Origin of the sequence: Saccharopolyspora antimicrobica (assembly GCF_003635025.1) — a bacterium.
Taxonomy (GTDB): Bacteria; Actinomycetota; Actinomycetes; order Mycobacteriales; family Pseudonocardiaceae; genus Saccharopolyspora; species Saccharopolyspora antimicrobica.
Genome location: NZ_RBXX01000002.1, coordinates 2,196,306 through 2,215,818, shown reverse-complemented (window position 1 = coordinate 2,215,818; position 19,513 = coordinate 2,196,306). Strand labels below are relative to the sequence as shown.

The 19,513-nt window shown below is 71.9% G+C and carries 14 protein-coding genes; 10 read left to right on the top strand and 4 right to left on the bottom strand.

Annotated elements, in window-relative coordinates:
* Positions 1 to 9: 9 nt before the first annotated feature.
* On the bottom strand, positions 10 to 1,410 hold the full coding sequence (gene eccD, locus ATL45_RS10830; protein ID WP_093156478.1) for a type VII secretion integral membrane protein EccD: 1,401 nt from the start codon (positions 1,408 to 1,410) through the stop codon (positions 10 to 12).
* Positions 1,411 to 1,611: 201 nt separating this feature from the next.
* Between eccD and eccCa the strand changes: the two genes are divergently transcribed.
* The 3 genes from eccCa to ATL45_RS39985 all read left to right on the top strand — a co-directional run bounded on the left by eccCa (position 1,612) and on the right by ATL45_RS39985 (position 9,005).
* Positions 1,612 to 5,571 carry a type VII secretion protein EccCa gene (eccCa, locus tag ATL45_RS10825; protein ID WP_093156479.1) on the top strand — a complete coding sequence of 1,320 codons (3,960 nt, stop codon included), beginning with the start codon at positions 1,612 to 1,614 and terminating at the stop codon, positions 5,569 to 5,571.
* 303 nt (positions 5,572 to 5,874) lie between these two features.
* Positions 5,875 to 6,879: a hypothetical protein gene (locus ATL45_RS10820; protein WP_093156481.1), complete on the top strand. Its 1,005-nt coding sequence runs from the start codon at positions 5,875 to 5,877 to the stop codon at positions 6,877 to 6,879.
* A gap of 5 nt (positions 6,880 to 6,884) precedes the next feature.
* On the top strand, positions 6,885 to 9,005 hold the full coding sequence (locus tag ATL45_RS39985) for a hypothetical protein (RefSeq protein ID WP_093156482.1): 2,121 nt from the start codon (positions 6,885 to 6,887) through the stop codon (positions 9,003 to 9,005).
* A 174-nt stretch (positions 9,006 to 9,179) separates the two neighbouring features.
* Here ATL45_RS39985 and ATL45_RS10810 read toward each other — a convergent pair whose 3' ends face one another.
* Positions 9,180 to 10,199, bottom strand: coding sequence for a hypothetical protein (locus tag ATL45_RS10810; protein ID WP_093156484.1), 1,020 nt, complete (start codon positions 10,197 to 10,199; stop codon positions 9,180 to 9,182).
* Complete coding sequence (locus ATL45_RS10805; protein ID WP_093156486.1) at positions 10,196 to 11,323, bottom strand: type VII secretion protein EccE; 1,128 nt, start codon at positions 11,321 to 11,323, stop codon at positions 10,196 to 10,198. The genes ATL45_RS10810 and ATL45_RS10805 overlap by 4 nt, the downstream gene beginning before the upstream one ends.
* 231 nt (positions 11,324 to 11,554) lie before the next feature.
* Here ATL45_RS10805 and ATL45_RS10800 point away from each other — a divergent pair, with 231 nt between their 5' ends.
* On the top strand, positions 11,555 to 12,499 hold the full coding sequence (locus ATL45_RS10800; protein WP_177242037.1) for a sigma-70 family RNA polymerase sigma factor: 945 nt from the start codon (positions 11,555 to 11,557) through the stop codon (positions 12,497 to 12,499).
* Positions 12,500 to 12,638: 139 nt separating this feature from the next.
* Here ATL45_RS10800 and ATL45_RS10795 read toward each other — a convergent pair whose 3' ends face one another.
* Positions 12,639 to 13,583, bottom strand: coding sequence for a MerR family transcriptional regulator (locus ATL45_RS10795; RefSeq protein WP_093156605.1), 945 nt, complete (start codon positions 13,581 to 13,583; stop codon positions 12,639 to 12,641).
* A gap of 118 nt (positions 13,584 to 13,701) precedes the next feature.
* Between ATL45_RS10795 and ATL45_RS10790 the strand changes: the two genes are divergently transcribed.
* The 6 genes from ATL45_RS10790 to panD all read left to right on the top strand — a co-directional run bounded on the left by ATL45_RS10790 (position 13,702) and on the right by panD (position 19,366).
* Positions 13,702 to 14,193, top strand: a complete 492-nt coding sequence (locus ATL45_RS10790) for a DUF3180 domain-containing protein (protein WP_246025269.1) — start codon at positions 13,702 to 13,704, stop codon at positions 14,191 to 14,193.
* A gap of 278 nt (positions 14,194 to 14,471) precedes the next feature.
* Positions 14,472 to 15,308 carry a DUF6779 domain-containing protein gene (locus ATL45_RS10785; RefSeq protein WP_246025268.1) on the top strand — a complete coding sequence of 279 codons (837 nt, stop codon included), beginning with the start codon at positions 14,472 to 14,474 and terminating at the stop codon, positions 15,306 to 15,308.
* A gap of 50 nt (positions 15,309 to 15,358) precedes the next feature.
* Positions 15,359 to 16,627, top strand: coding sequence for a PrsW family glutamic-type intramembrane protease (locus tag ATL45_RS10780; protein ID WP_093156608.1), 1,269 nt, complete (start codon positions 15,359 to 15,361; stop codon positions 16,625 to 16,627).
* A 376-nt stretch (positions 16,628 to 17,003) separates the two neighbouring features.
* Positions 17,004 to 17,900, top strand: coding sequence for a Rossmann-like and DUF2520 domain-containing protein (locus ATL45_RS10775; protein ID WP_093156610.1), 897 nt, complete (start codon positions 17,004 to 17,006; stop codon positions 17,898 to 17,900).
* A 28-nt stretch (positions 17,901 to 17,928) separates the two neighbouring features.
* Positions 17,929 to 18,807 carry a pantoate--beta-alanine ligase gene (panC, locus tag ATL45_RS10770; RefSeq protein ID WP_093156489.1) on the top strand — a complete coding sequence of 293 codons (879 nt, stop codon included), beginning with the start codon at positions 17,929 to 17,931 and terminating at the stop codon, positions 18,805 to 18,807.
* A gap of 82 nt (positions 18,808 to 18,889) precedes the next feature.
* Entirely contained in the window at positions 18,890 to 19,366 is a 477-nt protein-coding gene (panD, locus tag ATL45_RS10765) for an aspartate 1-decarboxylase (RefSeq protein WP_093156490.1), read from the top strand.
* Positions 19,367 to 19,513: the final 147 nt, after the last annotated feature.

Genomic DNA, 19,513 nt, shown 5'->3' with positions numbered 1-19,513 from the left:
CGCCCCACCTCAGCCGATCGAGGCCATGAGACCTTGGACGTAGGTGAAGAAGCCTGTTGTGTAGGCGGCGTAGGGGATCAGGGCGAGGACTGCTAGGACGTCGGTCCAGTCGGCGATTCGGCCTAGGTGCGGGGACGGCGTCTTCTGGGCGTACACCACGCCCGCTGCCGCTACCAGGAGGGCGACGAGGACGAGGGTCAGCAGGGTCAGGGCCGGGGCTAGGGTGCCTTCGAAACCGGTGGCGATTCCAGCGGTGAAGCCCGCCGCGACCAGCAGGCCGGCGATGAGCAGCGGAATCCGCTGGCGCGGGATCGGGAACAGGCGCGACCGCAGCAGCAGCGCGGCCGCGCCCAGCGCGAGCATCGTCAGGCGGGCGGCGCCACCGTGGGCGAGCAGCGGCGGGACGCAGAGCGCGGCGGTGGCGGCGAGACCGATCAGGAGTCCGGTGAGGATCTCGTCGGTGCGGCGGGCCGCGGCGAACACCGTCGAGGTCGGCGCCGCCGGCTTGTCGGCGAGCATGTCCGCCGCGCGCTGCGGGAGTTCCGGCACCGGCAGCCTGCCGAGGCGGATCGCCAGCAGCGGATATCCCGGCAGCAGCGCGATTCCCGCGGTCAGCACCAGTGCCGCCGCCGCGTCCGCGCCGAGCCAGCCGCCGAAAGCGGCGCCGAGCGTGCCGAACAGGCCGACCGCGATCGCGGCCACGAACACCCGTGCTTCCGCGGCCACACCGACATATCCGGCAGTTCCCAACACCAGCAGCGCAACGGTTCCGACCAGCAGTTGTGCGCTGCCGAATTCCAGCAACCCGACGTGTGCGGGCGCTGTGATGAGCAAACCGCCCAGAAACGCGTACGGCAGCGCGCATCCGGCGAACAGCGCACCCGCGCGCGCATCCGGGACCGCGCGCGCGACGACGATGCCGAGCGCGGTCAGCGCCACCGCGGTGGTCAGCAGCACCAGGCCCGGCAGCAGCCAAGGTCCGCGGAACAGCAAGGTGATCAGAGTTCCGCCGAGCAGCAGCGAACCGGCGACCGCCAGCCCGCACCGTCGCGTCGCCGCGCGGCCCCAGCTTCGTCCGTTCTGCCTAGCGCCGCTGGCGATCGTCTCCACCAGATCGTCGTACTCGATCTCCGGCCATTCGGACTGGCCCGGCACCAGATGGAGTACTTCGCCGTCGAGAATTCCCTGCGCACCAAGGGTTTGCTTCGGATCCAGCCGGTCGCCGGTGGTGCGGCGCAGCGCCCAGCCGCCGTGCCGCTCACCGGCATCGGCCGCGTCGTCACCGGCATGGCGCAGGATGTAGGGCAGCAGCTCGGCGACCGCGACGTCCTCGGGCAGCGCGACGTCGATCCCGCGCTTCGGCGTGGAAATCGTGACTTTCGCCAGCGTGGTGCCCAATGCGGACGACATGCGCGCTCCTGTCGGCGGGGGGCGGGAAGATCGGAATTCGCCAGGATTGTCTATCAACGATCCGCTCGGCGGCGCCAGTAACGTAACCTCGCCGCGTCTTGGAAGTCCCGGATTTGCGGCTAATCTGTGCCCGAGGGCACCGCGCAGCAGCTCCGATGACGAGAACACGACCGCGCCGCAAGCGATCTGGAGGTCTCGGTCTTGGGAACGATCATCGTCCGGCGGCCGCTGCGGCGGCCCGCGCCGGACCTGCCCTCCGGCGAGCTGCTGCTCGACGCACCGCCGGAGAACCCGCCACCACCCGGCCGGAACTGGACGCGGGTGCTGATGGTGCTGCCGATGATGGCCGGCATGGCAGGCATGGCGCTGCTGATCGGCGCCGGTCGTTCGGGCCCGCTGATGTACGTCGCGGGCGGCCTCTACGGCGCGGCGATGCTCGGCATGATCGGCTTCCAGGTGGTCAACCAGCTCGGCCAGGGCGCCAGCAAGCAGGAGATGCTCGCCGAGCGCCGCCGGTACATGCGGCGGCTGAGCCAGCTGCGCGCCCAGGTGCGCGACACCGTCGAGCGCCAGCGCAAGGCGATGTTCTACCGGCACCCCGATCCCGAGCAGCTGTGGTCCACCGCGCACAGCGCCCGGCTGTGGGAGCGCCGCCCGGCCGACTGGGACTACACCGTCGTCCGGATGGGACTGGGCCCGCAGGAGCTGGCGACGCGCCTCGTGCCGCCGGACACCCGCCCGGTCGACGAGCTGGAACCGCTGTGCGCGATGGCGCTGCGCAAGTTCGTCACCACCTACTCGACAGTGCCCGACCTGCCGGTCGCGGTGGCGCTGCGCGGTTTCTCCCAGATCTACGTCACCGGTGACCGCGAGGCCAAGCGCGCCTTCGCCCGCGCCGTGGTCGCGCAGCTGGGCACCTTCCACGCGCCGAGCAACGTGCTCACCGCCTTCTGCATCCGCCCCGACGAGCGCGACGTCTGGGAGTGGGCGAAGTGGCTGCCGCACGCGCTGCACCCGACCAAGACCGACGCCGTCGGCCAGATCCGCCTGGTGGCGCCGAGCGTCACCGCGCTGGAGGCGATGCTCGACGACGTGCTGGCCAACCGGCCCCGGTTCAACCCCGGCTCGGTGCCGATCGAAGGCGCCGCGCACCTGGTCGTCTTCCTCGACGGCGGCGACACCACCGGTTCCGAGCACCTGATGATCGAAGGCGGCGTCGAGGGCGTCACGCTGATCAACCTGGCCGCCGATCCGCCCCGCGTGCTGGACGCCACCACGCTGGTCCTCGACATCGCCGCCGACGGCAAGCTCACCAGCCGCACCATGGACGGCACCGGTTCCGTCGGCCGCGCCGACGCTTTCGATCTCGAAGGCATGCGCGGCCTGGTGCGCTCGTTGGCACCGATGCGGCTTTCCGCGCTGTCCACCGGCGATCAGCCGCTGTCCGGTTCGCTGGAGCTCACCGACCTGCTGGGGCTCGGTGATCCCTACGAGTTCGACCCGGCGGCGAACTGGACGGCGCGCTCCAACCGCGACCGGCTCCGGGTGCCGATCGGCATCACCGCCGACGGCCGCCCGATGGAGCTCGACCTCAAGGAAGCCGCGCAGGACGGCATGGGCCCGCACGGCCTGCTGGTCGGTGCCACCGGTTCCGGCAAGTCCGAACTGCTGCGCACGCTGGTGCTCTCGCTCGCGGTCACGCACGACTCGGAAGCGCTCAACTTCGTGCTGGTCGACTTCAAGGGCGGCGCGACCTTCACCAAGCTCGACCGGCTGCCGCACACCAGCGCGGTGATCACCAACCTCGCCGACGAGCTGCACCTGGTGGACCGGATGCTCGACGCCATCCAGGGCGAGCTGATCCGCAGGCAGGAACTGCTGCGCAAGGCGGGCAACTACCCGTCGCAGCGCGACTACGAGCGCGCCCGCACCGCCGGTGCGCCGCTGGACCCGCTGCCGTCGCTGCTGGTCATCGTCGACGAGTTCTCCGAGCTGCTCACCGCCCGCCCCGACTTCATCGACATGTTCGTCCAGATCGGACGCGTCGGCCGCTCGCTGGGCGTGCACCTGCTGCTCGCCTCGCAGCGACTGGAGGAGGGCAAGCTGCGCGGCCTGGACACCCACCTGTCCTACCGGATCGGCCTGCGCACCTTCTCCGCGATGGAGAGCCGCGTCGTGCTCGGCGCGCCCGACGCCTACGAGCTGCCGCGCTCGCCGGGCAACGGCTTCCTGCGCGTCGGCACCGAGGAACTGCTGCGCTTCAAGGCCGCCTACGTCTCCGGCCTGCACCAGCGCGGCGTGGTCAAGCGCACCGACGACGAGGGCCGCCAGATCGACCCGGTGCAGGACTACTCGACCAACTTCCTGCGGCCCCGCACCACCGAGGAGCTGCCGGTGGAGCCCGTCGAGGAACCGGCCGGTGACACGCTGCTCGACGTCCTGGTGGATCGCCTGGAGGGCCAGGGCGAACCGGCGCACCAGGTGTGGCTGCCGCCGCTGGACGAACCGGCCACCCTCGACCAGCTGCTCGGCCCGCTGGAGGTCGACCCCGAGCGCGGCCTGACCACGAGCAAGGTGGAGCTGCAGGGCAAGCTGCGCGCGGTGGCCGGCGTCATCGACCGGCCCTTCGAGCAGCGCCGCGACCTGTGCTGGCTGGACCTCGCGGCGGCGGGCGGCAACGTGGTCGTCGTCGGCGGCCCGCACAGCGGCAAGAGCACCCTGGTCCGCAGCATCGTGGGCAGCCTCGCGATCACCCACACGCCCGCCGAGGTGCAGTTCATCTGCCTGGACTTCGGCGGCGGCGGGCTGACCGGCATGCGCGAGCTGGCGCACATCGGCGGCGTCGCGACCCGCCGCGAGAGCAACCAGGTGCGCCGCAGCATCGCCGAGGCCCTCGCGCTGCTGGCCGAGCGCGAGGCCCGGTTCGCCGAGCACGGCATCGACAGCATGGCCACCTACCGGCGGATGCTGCGCGAAGGGCGCTTCCCGGAGGACCGCTTCGGCGACCTGTTCCTGGTCGTGGACGGCTGGTCGACGCTGCGCGGCGAGTTCGAGAACCTGGAGACCGGCGTCATCCAGCTGGTCAACCGCGGCCTGGCGTTCGGCATCCACGTGATCGCCACCGCCAACCGCTGGATGGACCTGCGGATGAACACCCGCGACATGTTCGGCAGCCGCATCGAGCTCAAGCTCGGCGACGCGGTCGACTCGACGCTGGGCAGGCGCGAAGCGGCGAGCGTGCCGGAGCAGTCGCCGGGCCGCGGCCTCTCGCCCGACGCCGGGCAGTTCCTCGCCGCAGTGCCGCGGATCGACGACCGCTCGACCGCCGAGGACCTCTCCGACGGGGTGCGGCACCTCGTCGAAGCGGTCGGCCGGGCGTGGCCGGGGCAGCGCGCGGCCGGCGTCCGGCTGCTGCCCGCCGAACTGCCCTACGCGGCGCTGCCCGAAGCCGAGATCAGCTCGCCGAAGGGCATCGCGGTCGGCATCTCCGAGACCGATCTGCAGCCGGTCCACCTGGACTTCGAGTCGGAACCGCACCTGATGCTCTTCGGCGACGTGGAGTCCGGCAAGAGCACGTTCCTGCGGTCGCTGGCGCGCAGCATCATGACCCGCTACACCCCGGAGCAGGCGCAGATCGCGGTGGTCGACTTCCGCCGCAGCCTGCTCGGCCTGGTGCCCGACGAGTACCTGGTCGGCTACGCCAGCGCGGCCAACAGCACCAAGGAGATGGTGCAGCTGACCATCCAGGCGATGCAGAAGCGGCTGCCCGGCCCGGACATCACGCCCGAGCAGCTGCGCGCCCGCAACTGGTGGCAGGGCCCGGAGCTGTTCATCCTGATCGACGACTACGACCTGGTGGCGCCGAACCCGCACGACAACCCGTTCACCAGGCTGCTGGACTTCATGACCCAGGGCCGCGACATCGGCCTGCACCTGGTGCTGACCCGCCGCGTCGGAGGCGTGGCGCGAGCGGTCTTCGACCCGGTGATCTCCCGCGTCCGCGACCTCGCCTCGCCGGGCGTCCTGCTCTCCGGCAACCCGGAGGAGGGCCCGGTCTTCGGCAAGCTCAAGCCCGAACCGCTGCCCCCGGGCCGCGGCTGGCTGGTCACCCGCGGCCGCGGCCAGGAACTCGTCCAGTTCGCCAACCTCCCACCGGAATGACGTTTCCACCTGGCCTGCAGCCGCGACAGCTCACCGGCCGCACCGCGCGGAAGGTGTCGCATGCGCCGCCAGGCGCATAGCCCACCCCCGCAACCCGCACCGCCGCGGGTTCTCAGACGTCGTCTGGCGAGGACAGCCTGTTCGCCGTGTATTGGACATACATAAGAACGGGATCCCGCAGTCCAGGCGTCGTCTGAGGTTCCGCCACTCGCACCGCCACGCAAGATGAGTTTGGAAATTCTCTCCCGGGGTTGACACCGGGTGGTTCGTTGGAGGGGAAGGGGTTCTGACGAAGGGGACGACATGGCGGTTCCAGACCAGGACGGCTCCGGCGGGACGGGCTGGGCCACCGACGGTGACCAGCTCAAGGCCGACCCCGGTTCGCTGCGCGGTTACGGCGAGAACGTCGCCACCATCGCCGGGAACCTGCAGGACGACGCGATGGGCGGCGCCATGAACATCAACGGCGTCGGCGACGACAGGTCGATCAGCACCGGGGGATTCCCGGAGGGCAGCCACGCCGCCCAGCTGGTGGACCGCAACGCCCGCGAGCTCATGAGCTTCCTGACCGACATCCGGCAGAACCACCTGGCCCTCTCCTCCGTGGCGCACATCTGCGCCGACCTCTACGAGGACACCGACAACGGCAGCCGGGTGCGGTTGAGCGGCGTCGAGTGGGCCTTCGCCGAGCCGGGCGCGGAACGGCCGCCCGGCGCCCCGCCGTACCTCGATGGCGACAAGACGCTCTCCGACCTGGCCCCGCCGCCCGGGATGGGCAAGCCCGGCGAGGAGAAGCTGGTCGCCAAGAACAACTTCTCCGGCGGGGTGGCCTACACCTACGAGACCGCGGACGGCCGGACCCGCACCGTGGTGCAGACCGCCGAAGGCGTCACCGAGACCGGGTACGACAAGAACGGCACCGAGACCTACACGAACATCACCAGGCCGGACGGCACGGCGATCACCAAGGGCTACGACGGCAACGGCAAGGTCATCAGCACCACCACCCGCACCACGCGGAACAGGACGATCGCCGGTGGCAGCGACGAGGTCACCAGCATCCGCACCGAGCAGCGGGGCAAGCGACCTGAGGAGTTCGCGGAGCACAAGGTAACCCGGAAGTACCGGGACGGCACCGAATCCCACCACTACTACCGGGAGAAGCTGAACGAGAAGGGCCGGCCCGTCGGCGAACGCACCGACGACCACTACGTCGGGCGGCAGCCGAAGAAGACGGAGCCGGAGGACCTGACGGAGCACGCGCGCCGCAACCTGGAGAAGAACCGCCGACTGGCCGAGGGGATGTGATTCGGGTGCCCGGATCACCTGACGACTACTACGGCTACAACGTCAACGCGCTGGAGCAGTACTCCAGCGGCGCCGGCCGCGGCCCGATGGGGCCGGACGAGCTCTACTACACCGGCCAGACCAAGGGCGACTCCAAGTACACGCACAGCCCGGACGACTCCACCGAGACGATCGACGGCATCAACACGCAGATCATGGGCGAGCAGCCGGAGACCGCGGACTTCCGCGGTGACGAGTTCGCCAACCTCGCGACGATGCTGTCGAACACGCAGACCCAGCTGCGCGAGCAGACCGAATCCCTCAAGGCGGAGTGGGAATCGCCCGCGGCCAAGGACGCGTTCCTGAGCAAGGTCGGGGAGACCTTGGCCTACCTGGAGGTCTGGGAGTCGGCGGCGAGCAGCACGGCGAGCGCCCTGCACGGGCTCGCCGGTGCGATGCGCGAAGCGCAGGAGGAGATGCGCGCCCTGTGGAAGGAGTACAACCAGAACAAGGGCGACGTCTCCGGCGAGTTCAACATCAAGGGCGACCCGATCCCGGGCTCGAAGGCCAGGAACATGGCGAAGTACGAGGACGAGTACGACCAGAAGGCCCGCGAACTGGCGAGCAGGACGGCCGATGCCTACGCCCCGTACATCATGAAGCTGGCGCAAGGGCGGGCGCTGAAGGTCAGCCCGCTGAACGCGGTCCAGCACCCGGGAGCGCTGGGCCAACCCGTGCCGAAGCTCCCGGGAGGCCCCGGTGCCCCCGGCGGAGCACCGCCCGCGCCGGGCGGGCCGGGTGCACCGGTTGGGCTGCGTGCGCTGGGTGGTCCGGAAGGCATGGCGCCGCCGCCCGCCGACGGCCCTGGCGCGCCAGGAGTGCCGCCGCCTGTCGGCGCTCCGGGCGCACCTGGTCGGCCATCGCCGCCCGGCGGCACTCCACCGGGCGTGCCGCGAGGGACGACACCTCCGGCACCAGGCCGAACACCGGAAGCACCGGTGGGCAACGCACCACCCGGGCAGGCCCCGCCACCTGCCCGAGCTCCCGAGGTGCCGGTCGGATCCGCTCCGCCCCAAGCCCCGGCACCGGGATCACCACCGCCGCTGGCAGGCGGCGAGGGCCTCGCGCCGCCCGCGGTCGCCCCACCGGCCGTGCCCGGCACCGCTCCAGCACCGGGTAGCGCCCCGCCGCTCGGAACCGCACCGACGCCCGGAAGTGCGCCGACCCCGGGAACCGCCCCGCCACTCGGCAGTCCCGCGCCCGGTGTCCACGGAGCGCCACCGGCACCCGGCACCACGCCGGGCGTGACGGCACCGAGCGGTGGGCTGCCCGGCACGATCGGCAACCCCGGTGCGCCGGGCATGGGCATGCCGCACGGCGCGACGCCGCCACCACCCGGGTCGATGCCGCAGCAGCCGAAGCAGCAGGGCAAGATCCTCGGTCAGCGCCCCGGAATTCCAGGCGCCGCAACACCTTCCGACCCGGAAGCGGGCACCATCCGGCCACCCGCACCCACCCAGGGCGCACCCGGCACGCCGAGCTCGCAGCACGGCGGCCGGTCGCCGAAGAACACCTCCCGCCCGGAGGTGCCCGAGGCGTTCATCCCGCCGCCGAACGCGACGCCGTCGGTGCTCGGCGGCGAGCAGCGGCGAACCCGCCCGGGCAGCAGCGCGGAGTCGCCGAGCAAGCACTCCGGCAGCCCCGACGTCCCGCCGCCGATCCTGAGCAACCCGCACCGCACCGGCCCGGCGATGACGTTCACCGAACGCCGGGCCCAGCGCAAGCGCGACCGCGACAAGAAGGGCAAGCAGCAGCCGACCTCGGAGTTCGCGGTGGACCTGCCGCTGAGCACGGCCCCGGTCCTGGAAGGCCGAACGGCTCCCCAGGTCGACGTCCAGGCCGAACTGGGCGCCCAGATCCCATCGGCGCTGCGCGCCACCACGACGGCCCTGCCGGACACCCCGTCGGTCCGGGCGACGCCCGAACCCGCGGAGATCGCCGCGGATCGCAGAACCCGCCGGACCCACCACGACGACCAGCCCCAGACGACCTGGGAAGTGGAAACCCCGGGCGGGCCGCTGCTGAACGGCGAGCAGGAGTACCGCTACCGCCCGGAGCCGGAACCGACCCTCAACACGAAACCCTGAGAGCCCCGGCCGGTGCGGACCCTCCCACCCCGCACCGGCCGGTCCCACCTCAGAACTTCAGCCGGGGCGGAGTTCCGCCTGCACAGCGACCGTGAGTGTTTTGTGCGGTCATAGCAACACAAAACACTCACGGCCCATGGACGACCAAAACCTTCGTGCCGATCGCGCCTGCGGTCAGTACCGGCCGGGAGCTCCGAGCTCGTCCTGCTCGCGCTCTTCCGGGGTGACCCAGACGTAGTGGTTCTCCGACTTCGTCAGCACCGCCAGCATGTCGTCGTGCATCGCCCGCAACTGCTCAGCAGTCTGGGCGGTGAGCCGCCGCGCCGCGGCGATCGCGGCCGCCTCATCGGGCGCGAGGCGTTGCAGGAGCAGGACGTCCGCGCTCAGAGCGGCCTCCGATCGGTGCGGGGTGAAGCGGTGCAGGACCATCGCCCGCGCCTGCCACGGCGCGGGCTTCGCCGGTGGTGGCGGCGATTCCGCGTCGTACAACGACAGGATCGGCGCATCCGCCGTCGCGGCCACGCTCGTCAGCGCGCCCGGTTCCAGCACCGCCACCCGGTCTTCCCGGTCGGTCGCCGCGCGCCCCAGATCCGCCCAGCCCGCCGGGCGGTCGGTGAACACGTGCACCTTCGCGCCGAAGCGCAGCGCCCGGTAGGCCAGCAAGCGCGCCGCCCAGGACGCACCGACCAGCGCGATCGACACCGGGACGGGTTGGAACAACGTCAGCGTCACCGGGAATCCGGCCTGGTTGCGCCCCAGCGGGAAGCCGAAGGAAGTGCCGGTGAGCTGCAGCAGCTCCAGATCCGCCTCGGTGGCCAGGTGCCTGCCGATGTCGAGCCGGGGCACCGAGCGCTGCTTGCGCGGCCGCCAACCGCGCGGCTTGCGCACCACCTCGGTCGGCGTGTCGTCCTCGTGCGGCCCCGGCCCACCCGGTGGCAACGGCGCGGCAGCGGCCTGCGCCACCGGCGCGGACACCGCAGCAGCGCTGGTCAGAACCGCGCCGCTCGCCTGCTGGTGCCACTCCGCCGAACCGAGCGCGGGCGCGAACGCGGTGTCATCGGGCTTCGGTGCGGCAGCGCGTTCGCCCGTGATCACCGGCGGTTTCGCCGCCGAGATCACCGGAACCTGCTTGCTCGGCGCCGGTTCCGGGGCAGGGGAGGGCGGTGCCACCGCCGCGTGCTGGCCCTCGTTCACCGCGCGCCTCCTCCGGTCGGTGCCGACGCGTACACCGCAGGCAGCTGCTGACCGTCCAACTTAGACAGTCGACCGCCCGCGAGCTCGACGAGCCGCGCCACCTGCTCGCAGGTCTTGTCGTAGTGCTGCGCGTCCGCGGCCACCCGGACGAGCCCGGACAGCTCGGTGCCGCGCAGTCCCGCTTCCACCGCGATCGAGATGCTGACCTGCGCCTCCGGCACCTCGGCCAGCGCGGACAGCAGCAGCGAGCCGCGCTCCGGGTTCGGCCACGACCGCATCCAGAAGCAGCCGTGCCGCAACCGCGTGGAGCGCCACGAATCCCATTCCTCGCGCGGCTGGACGGGTCGCCGGTCCGCTGGCTCGCTCAGATCGCAGGAGCGCACCAGCGCGTCGAGCAGGCCATCGGTGTCCAGCGCGCGAGCCCGCAAACCCCGGCGCCGGAACAACCTCTCGACGCGCTGGGCCGAATCGGCGAGCAGCACCGGAACGTTCGGGTCGACCCCGCTGTCCACCGCGGACGACGCAACGGCCCGCGCGTCCAGCCGAACCGCGATCCACACCACGTGATCTCGCCGCACCGTGCCCGGCAGGGGTGCGCTGTGCAGCACGCTCTGCACCACTACGCCGGGCTGCTCGTTCGCGATCCGCGCCAGCGCCGCCATCGGAACCGGCGGTAGCGGCCCGTCCTCCGCGGTGACCTCCAGCACGGCGAACCAGCCCGCGCCGTCGCTGCCCATGCCCAGCTTCGAATCATCCGCGCCCGCAACGTCTTCCGCGGTGAAATCGGGCGCCAGTTCGCACAGCGCGGCCAGCCGAGGATCGTCGCGGCGCGCGGCGACGATGCCGCGCCGCCTGCGGAACCGCAAGCGCAGCGCGAGGATCTCGGTCCACCAGCGACCGCCGCGCCGACCGAAGAGGAACGCCGCCGCGGCGACGCCGATCAGTCCACCCACGACCGCCGCCCACCAGGACTGGAAGACGATGGCGCACACGGCTAGCTCGACGATCGCGAACGCGAGCAGGCGGCCGAGGCCGACCGCTCCGATGCGGCCCGTCCGGCGCTGCGGCCGGAACCACGCGTCATCCCGGGAGCGGCCGAACGCGGTGCTGGTCTGGCTTGTCATCGAAGGCAGATCCCTCCCACCGCGCAAGGCTATCCCGATCGGGGCCGACACCAACAGCGCTCGGCCGCGCCCAGCCGTACCCGGACCCGCACCGCACCGGCACCACACCGCGGCACCGGCCCCGCGGCCTGCGATTACGCCGCCGGAGCCGGGTGATCGTCGCGTCAGCGCGCTGCCAGCACCGTTCGGCACCCTGGCAGGGCACGCACCCGAGTCCGGGAGGCCTGGCAGGTGGCAGCCCCGCCGCTCGACATCGACGACGTCCCCGGGACCGAACGGCCCGCGACGGCCGTCGACCCGGTGCGCCTGTACCTGTCCGGGATCGGTCGCGCCGAACTCCTCGACCACGCTGCGGAAACCGACCTGGCGCAACGCGTCGCGGCCGGGCTGAGCGCCGAGGAACTGCTCGCCGAAGAGCTCCCCGCCGCGCGCCGGGACGAGCTGCGAGCCGTCGCGGAGGACGGCCGCGCCGCCAGAGCCGCGTTGGTGGAGGCCAACCTCCGGCTGGTCGTGAGCATCGCCAAGCGCTACACCGGCCGCGGCCTGCCGCTGCTGGACCTGATCCAGGAGGGCAACCTCGGCCTGCTGCGCGCGGTCGAGAAGTACGACCACAGCCCGGGTTTCCGCTTCGCGACCTACGCGACCTGGTGGATCCGCAAGGCGATCAGCCGCGCGCTGGCCAACCAGTCGCGCACCATCCGGCTCCCGGTACACGTCACCGACCAGCTCGCGCGGGTGGCGCGACAGCGCCGCGACCTGTCGGCGCAGTTGGGCCGGACGCCCGGGCACCACGAACTCGCCGCCGCGCTGGACGTCCCGCTCCACCAGCTGCTCGAACTGCTCGCGCTGGCGCAGGAGCCGCTGAGCCTCGACCAGCCGATCGGCCCGGACGGCGCCACGCTGAACGACCTGATCGCCCGCTCGGACGACCCCAACGCGCCGGGAACCTCGTTGCTGCGCAACGAGATCGAGTCGGTGCTGGAGACGCTCAGCGCGCGCGAGCAGCAGGTCATCCGACTGCGCTGCGGCCTCGACGACGGCCAGCAGCGCACCCTGGCGGAGATCGGTGACGAGCTCGGCGTCACCCGGGAACGCATCCGCCAACTGGAGCACCGGGTGCTCCGCAAGCTGCGGGAACCGGCCAGGGCCGACCGCCTGCTCGCCTACGTCGGCTGACACAGTTCCACGCTCGTTCTGCGTCGCGGGTACCTCAGGGGTTCCCCATGCGAGATTCGTCCTCGCCAGGGAGCCCCTGAGGGCCCGCAGCGGTGCCAGCTGCGCTACGCCTCGCAGCGGCGGCCCCTCGGCACCTCGATCACTGCGCGGAAGCCCGCAGCGCGGCGGCGAGCCAGCGCGTCACCGCGTCGGTGACCGGGTGCTGCGGCCAGCTGTTGATGATCGCCAGCAGCTCCCAGTAGCGGGACAGCCGCGAGTCGTGGCTCTCGTAGTGGTCGGCCATCTCGCGGCGGAACTCCGGGGTGTCCGGCTTCTTCCACTGCTCGGTGGCCAGCGCGATCATCCGGTCCGCCAGCGCCCGGGCCTCGGCGCTGTCCGGCGCCACGCCCGACTCGACGGCGGCCTTCGCCTCGTCGGTGATCGCCCACCACTTGGGCGCCTCGTCCTGCTCGACCATCGCCTCGCCCGCGTCGCGGCGGTCGGACTGCTCCCGGTAGAGCCCGCGCACCGTGGCCCGGAAGTCCTCGTCCTGCACCAGCTCGGCCAGCTCGATCCAGGCCTCCAGCTGCTCGGTGCTCGGGTCGTCGGGCAGGTTCGGCTTCGCCGAGCGCATCCACTCGGTGAACTCCGGGCTCACGTTCAGGCCCGCCTCCGAGCTCACCTCGTCCCAGAACTCGTCGATGAGCCGGTTGCGCTCCTCATCGGACATCTTCGCCAATTCCTGCATGAGTCTTACCTCCTCGGTCGTTCGGTCGAGCTTCACGACCGCCCGCAGCACGGCTCGCCGAGTCCGCAGCACGCGCATCTGCTCCTCCAGCAGCCCCAGGTGGGTGCCTGCCAGCTGCGCGAGCGTCGTCTCGCGGGCCAGCACGCGCTTGACCTCGTCCAGCCCGGCCCCCAGTTCGCGCAGCGTGCGCACCAGTTCCAGGCGGCTGATGGCGGTCACGTCGTACTGGCGGTAGCCGGCCGCGGTCCGGTCGGTGGGCGGCACCACACCGATGTCGGAGTAGAACCGGATCGTCTTCACGCTCAGTCCGGTGCGACGGGCCAGTTCGCCGATCGTGTAGCGGGCGGTGTCGTTCACGTCGTCCACCTTCGACCCTCCTGTCGGGGGAGACTCAAGACGATTTTTCCGCGGCCCTCCTCCGCGCCGCCCGCCAGCCGGAACTCCCCGCGGCCGGATCAGGTGCGATCCTGGATCCGTGGCACCGCGACGAGCAGAGCACCTGTCCTTCACCAAGCCCGGCCAGCTGATCACCGCCGGAGTGGCAGCCGCGGTCGTGGTCTTCCTGCTCACCCAGCTCGCCTACGGCGACCTGCCGCGGCTGCCGCTGGCCGCCGGGGCGACGCTGCTGCTGATCGCGCTGGTGGACCTGGTCCTGGCGCTGACCATGCGGCCCCGGATCAAGCGCAAGCCGGGCACCGAGCCGGTGAACTCCTTGACCGCGGCGCGCGCGGTGGCGCTGGCCAAGGCCTCCTCGATGGCGGGCGCGATCATGGCCGGGGTCTGGATCGGCCTCGGCGCCTACCTGCTGCCGATCGTCGGCACCGTGGCGGCGGCCCAGACCGACATCGTCGCCGCGGTGATCGGTCTGATCAGCGCAGCGGCGCTGATCGCGGCGGGCCTGTGGCTGGAGCATTCCCTGCGCAACCCCGACGAGCCGGAAGAGCCCCTCGACGACGAGGAGGACTGAGCCCGACACGCCCGGTCGCGTCGCGCTCACCGACCGTCCCGACACCGCCGAACGCTCCGCCGGACCCCGCTCCGCGGCGGTCGGCGATTTCGCGCGAAATCGTCACCTCCGCCGCGCGGATCTCGCTGATCCCGCGCGAAATCGCGGCAGGGCGACGAGCGCCGGGACGCCCCGTTCGGCCGTTCGGCGGCACGTGGCCTGGGCCACGGCGACCAAAGTGGAGTCGCGTTGCTCGCCTTCAGATCTCGAACTGATAACCGCCCGGTACCGTGGTGGGCATGTCCGACCGCGGCACCACCGAGACCGAAACCCGAGCCGGCGGTTCGACCGCCCTGTGGGTCGGCGCGCTCGTCCTCGCCGCCGCCGCGACCGCCGTCCTGGTGATCAGCGATGACGCCCGCCTGCTGCGGTTGGGCCTGGTCGCCGCGCTGTGGTCGGCGCTGGTCGGCGCGTTCGCGGTCGCCCGGCTGCGGCACCGGGTCGCGCAGGGCGAGAAGCACGCCGAGGACCGGCAGCGGATCTACGAGCTCGAGCTGGAGCGGGAGATCGCGGCCCGCCGCGAGTTCGAGCTGGAGGCGGAGGCCGAGGCCCGCCGGAAGGCGGCCGAGGAGTCCGACGGCGAGCTGAAGGCGCTGCAGGCGGAGCTGCAGCGGCTGCGGACGAGCCTGGAGCAGGTGCTCGGCGGTGACGTCCTGTTCGAGCGGGTCGCGCTGCGCGCCGAGTCCACCCGGGTCCGCTCGCTGACCGAGAACAGCAGCAAGCTCGAGGGCCAGCTCATCCAGCCGGCGCCGGGCCGGGAACTGCCCGCCGCGCAGAACACCGAGCTGATCAACAGGCTGGCCGGCGAGGAGCACCGCCCGAAGCCGCGCCCGCGCGTCAAGCCGCAGGCGGCGCAGGCGCACCAGTCCCGCCCGGTGCAGGCGCGCCGCCCGGAGAAGGTGCACCCCGAACCCAAGCAGCGCCCGCCGGAACCGCCGAAGCCGCAGGTGGAACCTGCACCCGCGCCCGCACCGGACCCGGCGGGGGCGCATGCCGAGGGGACCTCGGTGAACGACCTGATAGCGGCCTACGGCGCCGCCCCCGAGACGCCGCGCCGACGTCGGCGACGCGCCTGAGAAGGTGACTGTCCGGGCAACCCCGGACGCCCTTCTCTAGGGTTTTGTCCGTGTCGAGTCCTGATCTCCGGGGGCACGCCGCCGATCTCTCCGGCGCGCGCAAGCTCCAGACCCGCAAGCACCACGCCGTCGGTTGGCCGGTAGCCGGCCTGATCGTGCTCGGGATCTGCGGACTGGTGATGGCCGGTGTCACCACGTCGCGGGTCGGCCTGATGCCCGCCCTGGTCGGCGCGCTCGCGGCGCTGCTGCCGGTCGGCGTGGTGTTCGCCGCGATCATCTGGATCGACCGCTGGGAGCCCGAGCCGCCGATGCTGCTGCTCGGCGCGTTCCTGTGGGGCGCGGGCGGGGCGACCGCCTGCTCGCTGCTGCTCAACGACACCTTCATCCAGCTCGCCGACACCCTGATCGGCCCCGATGACCAGAAGTTCTTCCTGACCGCGGTGGTGGGCCCGCTGGTGGAGGAGGCGGCGAAGGCGCTGTTCGTGGTCGCGCTGTGGTTCAAGCGCCGCTCGGAGTTCAACGGGATGGTGGACGGCATCGTCTACGCGTCGCTGACCGCGGCGGGCTTCGCCTTCACCGAGAACATCCTGTACTTCGGCAAGGCCTTCGCGATCGGCGGCGTCGGCGGCACGGCCGGCGGCGTGGTGGCGGTGTTCATCATGCGCGGCGTGCTGGCGCCGTTCTCGCACCCGCTGTTCAGCTCCATGTTCGGCATCGGCATCGGGCTCGCCTCGCGCACCGACGACAAGCGGCTGCGCCTGGGCTACCTGCTGGGCGGGTTCGCCGCGGCGTTCCTGCTGCACGCGACGTGGAACGCGTCGACGCTGCTGGGCGGCGTGGAGTTCCTCAACTTCTACTTCCTGATCATGGTGCCGATCTTCATGGGCACCTTCGGCCTGGTGGTGTGGCAGCGCAAGCGCGAGCAGCGGATCGTCATCCAGCAGCTGCCGGTGCTGGAGCGGGCGGGCCTGATCGTGCGCAGCGAGATGGAGATGCTGGCCACCCTCGCGGGCCGGAAGGGCTGGCTGCGCAAGGTGCGCCGCAGCGCGGGCACCGAGGCGGCGAAGGCGGTCCGGGACTACCAGATCGCGGTCACCGAGCTGGCGTTCCTGCAGCACCGCGCCGCCGAGGGCCGCACGACGAGCGCGGCCCGCCGGGCCCGCCGCGAGAAGCTGATCGAGGAGCTCAAGCAGGCCCGCCGTTCGGCCGCGGGTACCCAGCAAGCGATCCAGACGGCCCGGATCAAGCTCAACGAGCTCACCCAGCACAACATGAAGCGCCCGCTGCCCAAGCCCCCGCCCCAGCGCTCCCGCGACTGACCCGGGCGAGCGCTCAGGTGCGCCGGCGGGGAGACTCCGCGATTTCAATGGAAATCAGACCTTCGATTTCAATGGAAGTTGCGCGCCCCTCCGGCGCGTCGGGCCCGACACGCCGGAGGTCGGCCGTCGGAGGCGGGCCGTCGGGGGTCGGCCGTCGGAGGTCGGCGCCGGGGGTCGGCCGCCGGGGCACGGAGATCCACGCGATTTCAATGGAAATCAGACGTGTGATTTCCATTGAAATCGCGCTCAGCCGGATCCGGACGGGGCGTGGTGCTCGCCACCCGGGACCCTTCGGCGGGTCGTCGGCGAGCTAGTCTCGCGCTGCTGTCCGGTACCCGGAGGTTGGGACTGGAACGGTATGGAGGACGACGTGGCGATGTCTGGTCGCACGGGCCCTCGGCTGCGCGTCGGAGTGATCTCCGCGGGCCGGGTGGGTGCCGTGCTGGGCGCGGCGTTGCAGCGAGCTGGACACCAGGTGGTCGCGGTATCCGCGGTGTCCGAGGCGTCGCTGCGCCGCGCGGAAGAACTGCTCCCCGAGGTGGCCGTGCTGCCGCCGGACGAGGTCGCCAAGCAGGCCGACCTGGTGCTGCTGGCGGTCCCGGACGACGCGATCTCCGGCCTGGTCCGCGGCCTGGTCGCCACCGGATCGCTGCGCGCGGGCCAGATCATCGCGCACACCTCCGGCGCGCACGGGGTCTCCGCGCTCGCCGCGGCGGCCGAGATCGGCGTGCTGCCCCTGGCGCTGCACCCGGCGATGACCTTTACCGGCCGGGCCGAGGACGTCGAGCGGCTCGGCAACGCCTGCATGGCCGTCACGGCCTCCACCGCGGACGAGGCCGGCTGGAGCGTGGCGGAGGCGCTGGCCCTGGAACTGGGGATGGAGCCGGTGCGCGTGCCGGAGGAATCCCGGCGCCTGTACCACGCCGCGCTCACCCACGGCGCGAACCACCTGATCACCCTGGTCAACGAATGCGCGGAACTGCTGCGCGGCGCGGGCATCGACAACGCCGACCGCGTCATGGCCCCGATCCTGTCCGCGTCGCTGGACAACGCGCTGCGCTTCGGCGACCGCGCGATCACCGGCCCGGTGATGCGCGGCGACGCGGGCACGGTCCGCGCGCACCTCGCGGCCCTGCGCGAGGCGAACCCGGACGTCGTCGCGGGCTACCGGGAGCTGGCCAGGCGGACCGCCGAGCGGAGCGAGCGCGCGGGCGTCCTGCGCGCGGACGGCGCCGCCGAGGTCCGCGAAGCACTTGACGAAGAGCCGTCGTGATCACGACGCGCCGAACCCTGGAGTCGTGATGAGCGCAGCTTTCGAGCGCGGTGCGCTGACCGTGCACCGCGAACCCGCCGAGCTGGCGAAGGTCACCCGCGCGCTGCGGGCCACCGGCCGCAAGATCCACCTGGTGCCGACCATGGGCGCCCTGCACCGCGGGCACCTGGAGCTGATCGAGCGGGCCCGCCGCGACATCAACGCGGTGGTGGTCGTGTCGATCTTCGTGAACCCGCTGCAGTTCGGGCCGCACGAGGACTTCGACCGCTACCCGCGCAGCTTCGAATCCGACCTCCAGCTGTGCCGCGATGCCGGGGTGGAGCTGGTCTTCGCGCCGTCGGTCGAGCAGATGTACGGCACCGACCCGCAGCTGACCGTCCACTCCGGACCGCTCGGCGAGCAGCTGGAGGGCGCGGTCCGCCCGGGCCACTTCGACGGCGTGCTCACGGTCGTCCTGAAGCTGCTCAACATCGTGCGCCCGGACCTGGCGTTCTTCGGCGAGAAGGACTACCAGCAGCTGGTGCTGATCCGGCGGATGGCGCGCGAGCTGAACCTGGACGCGCGCATCCAGGGCATCCCCACCGTGCGGGAAGCGGACGGCCTGGCACTGTCCTCCCGCAACGCCTACCTCAGCGACGAGCAGCGCGCTGCGGCGCTGGCGATCTCGGCCGCCCTGGCAGCCGGATCGCACGCCGGACCGGCGGGCGCGGACGCGGTGCTCAAGGCCGCGGGCGAGGTGCTGGCCACCGAGCCGTCGCTGCAGCTCGACTACCTGGAGCTGCGGGATCCCGAGCTCGGGCCGGTGCCCGCGGAGGGCGAGGCGAGGTTGCTGGTGGCGGCCCGCGCGGGCACCACCAGGCTGCTCGACAACGCCATGGTGCTGCTGAGCGCGCAACAGCAGGGCTGAACGGGCCGACGGTGGGAGCCACCGCGGCATCGCGCAAGATACGTCGGCGAGACGATGCGGTACCGGCCGTAGGAGGTCAGCGATGTTCCGCACCATGTTGAAGTCCAAGATCCACCGGGCCACGGTGACCCAGGCCGATCTGCACTACGTCGGCTCGGTGACGGTGGACGCCGATCTGATGGACGCCGCGGACCTGCTGGAGGGCGAGCAGGTCGCCATCGTGGACGTCACCAACGGCGCCCGCCTGGAGACCTACGTGATCACCGGCGAGCGCGGCTCCGGCGTGATCGGGATCAACGGCGCCGCCGCGCACCTGATCGAGCCCGGTGACATCGTGATCCTGCTGTCCTACGGCGTGATGGACGAGCTGGAGTCGCGGTCGTTCCGGCCCAAGGTGATCTTCGTGGACGCCGACAACCGGATCCTGGAGACCGGCGACCAGCCCGGCGTCGCACCGGAGGGCTCCGGCCTGACCAGCGCCGCAGTGATCGCCGAATCCCCGGCGGAAACCGACGACGCGGCCAAGCTGGACGCCCTCCTGCAGCAACCCGAGCACTGAGCGCATGTCAGTGGTTGCGTTGCTCGGGTGGTCGCCTAGCGGAACCTGAGTGCTTCCCTGGACTGCGGGTGCCTCTCCTGATGTATGTGTCCGATACACGGCGGAGGGGCCGTCCTCGCCAGGAAAGCACTCAGAACCCGCCGGTGG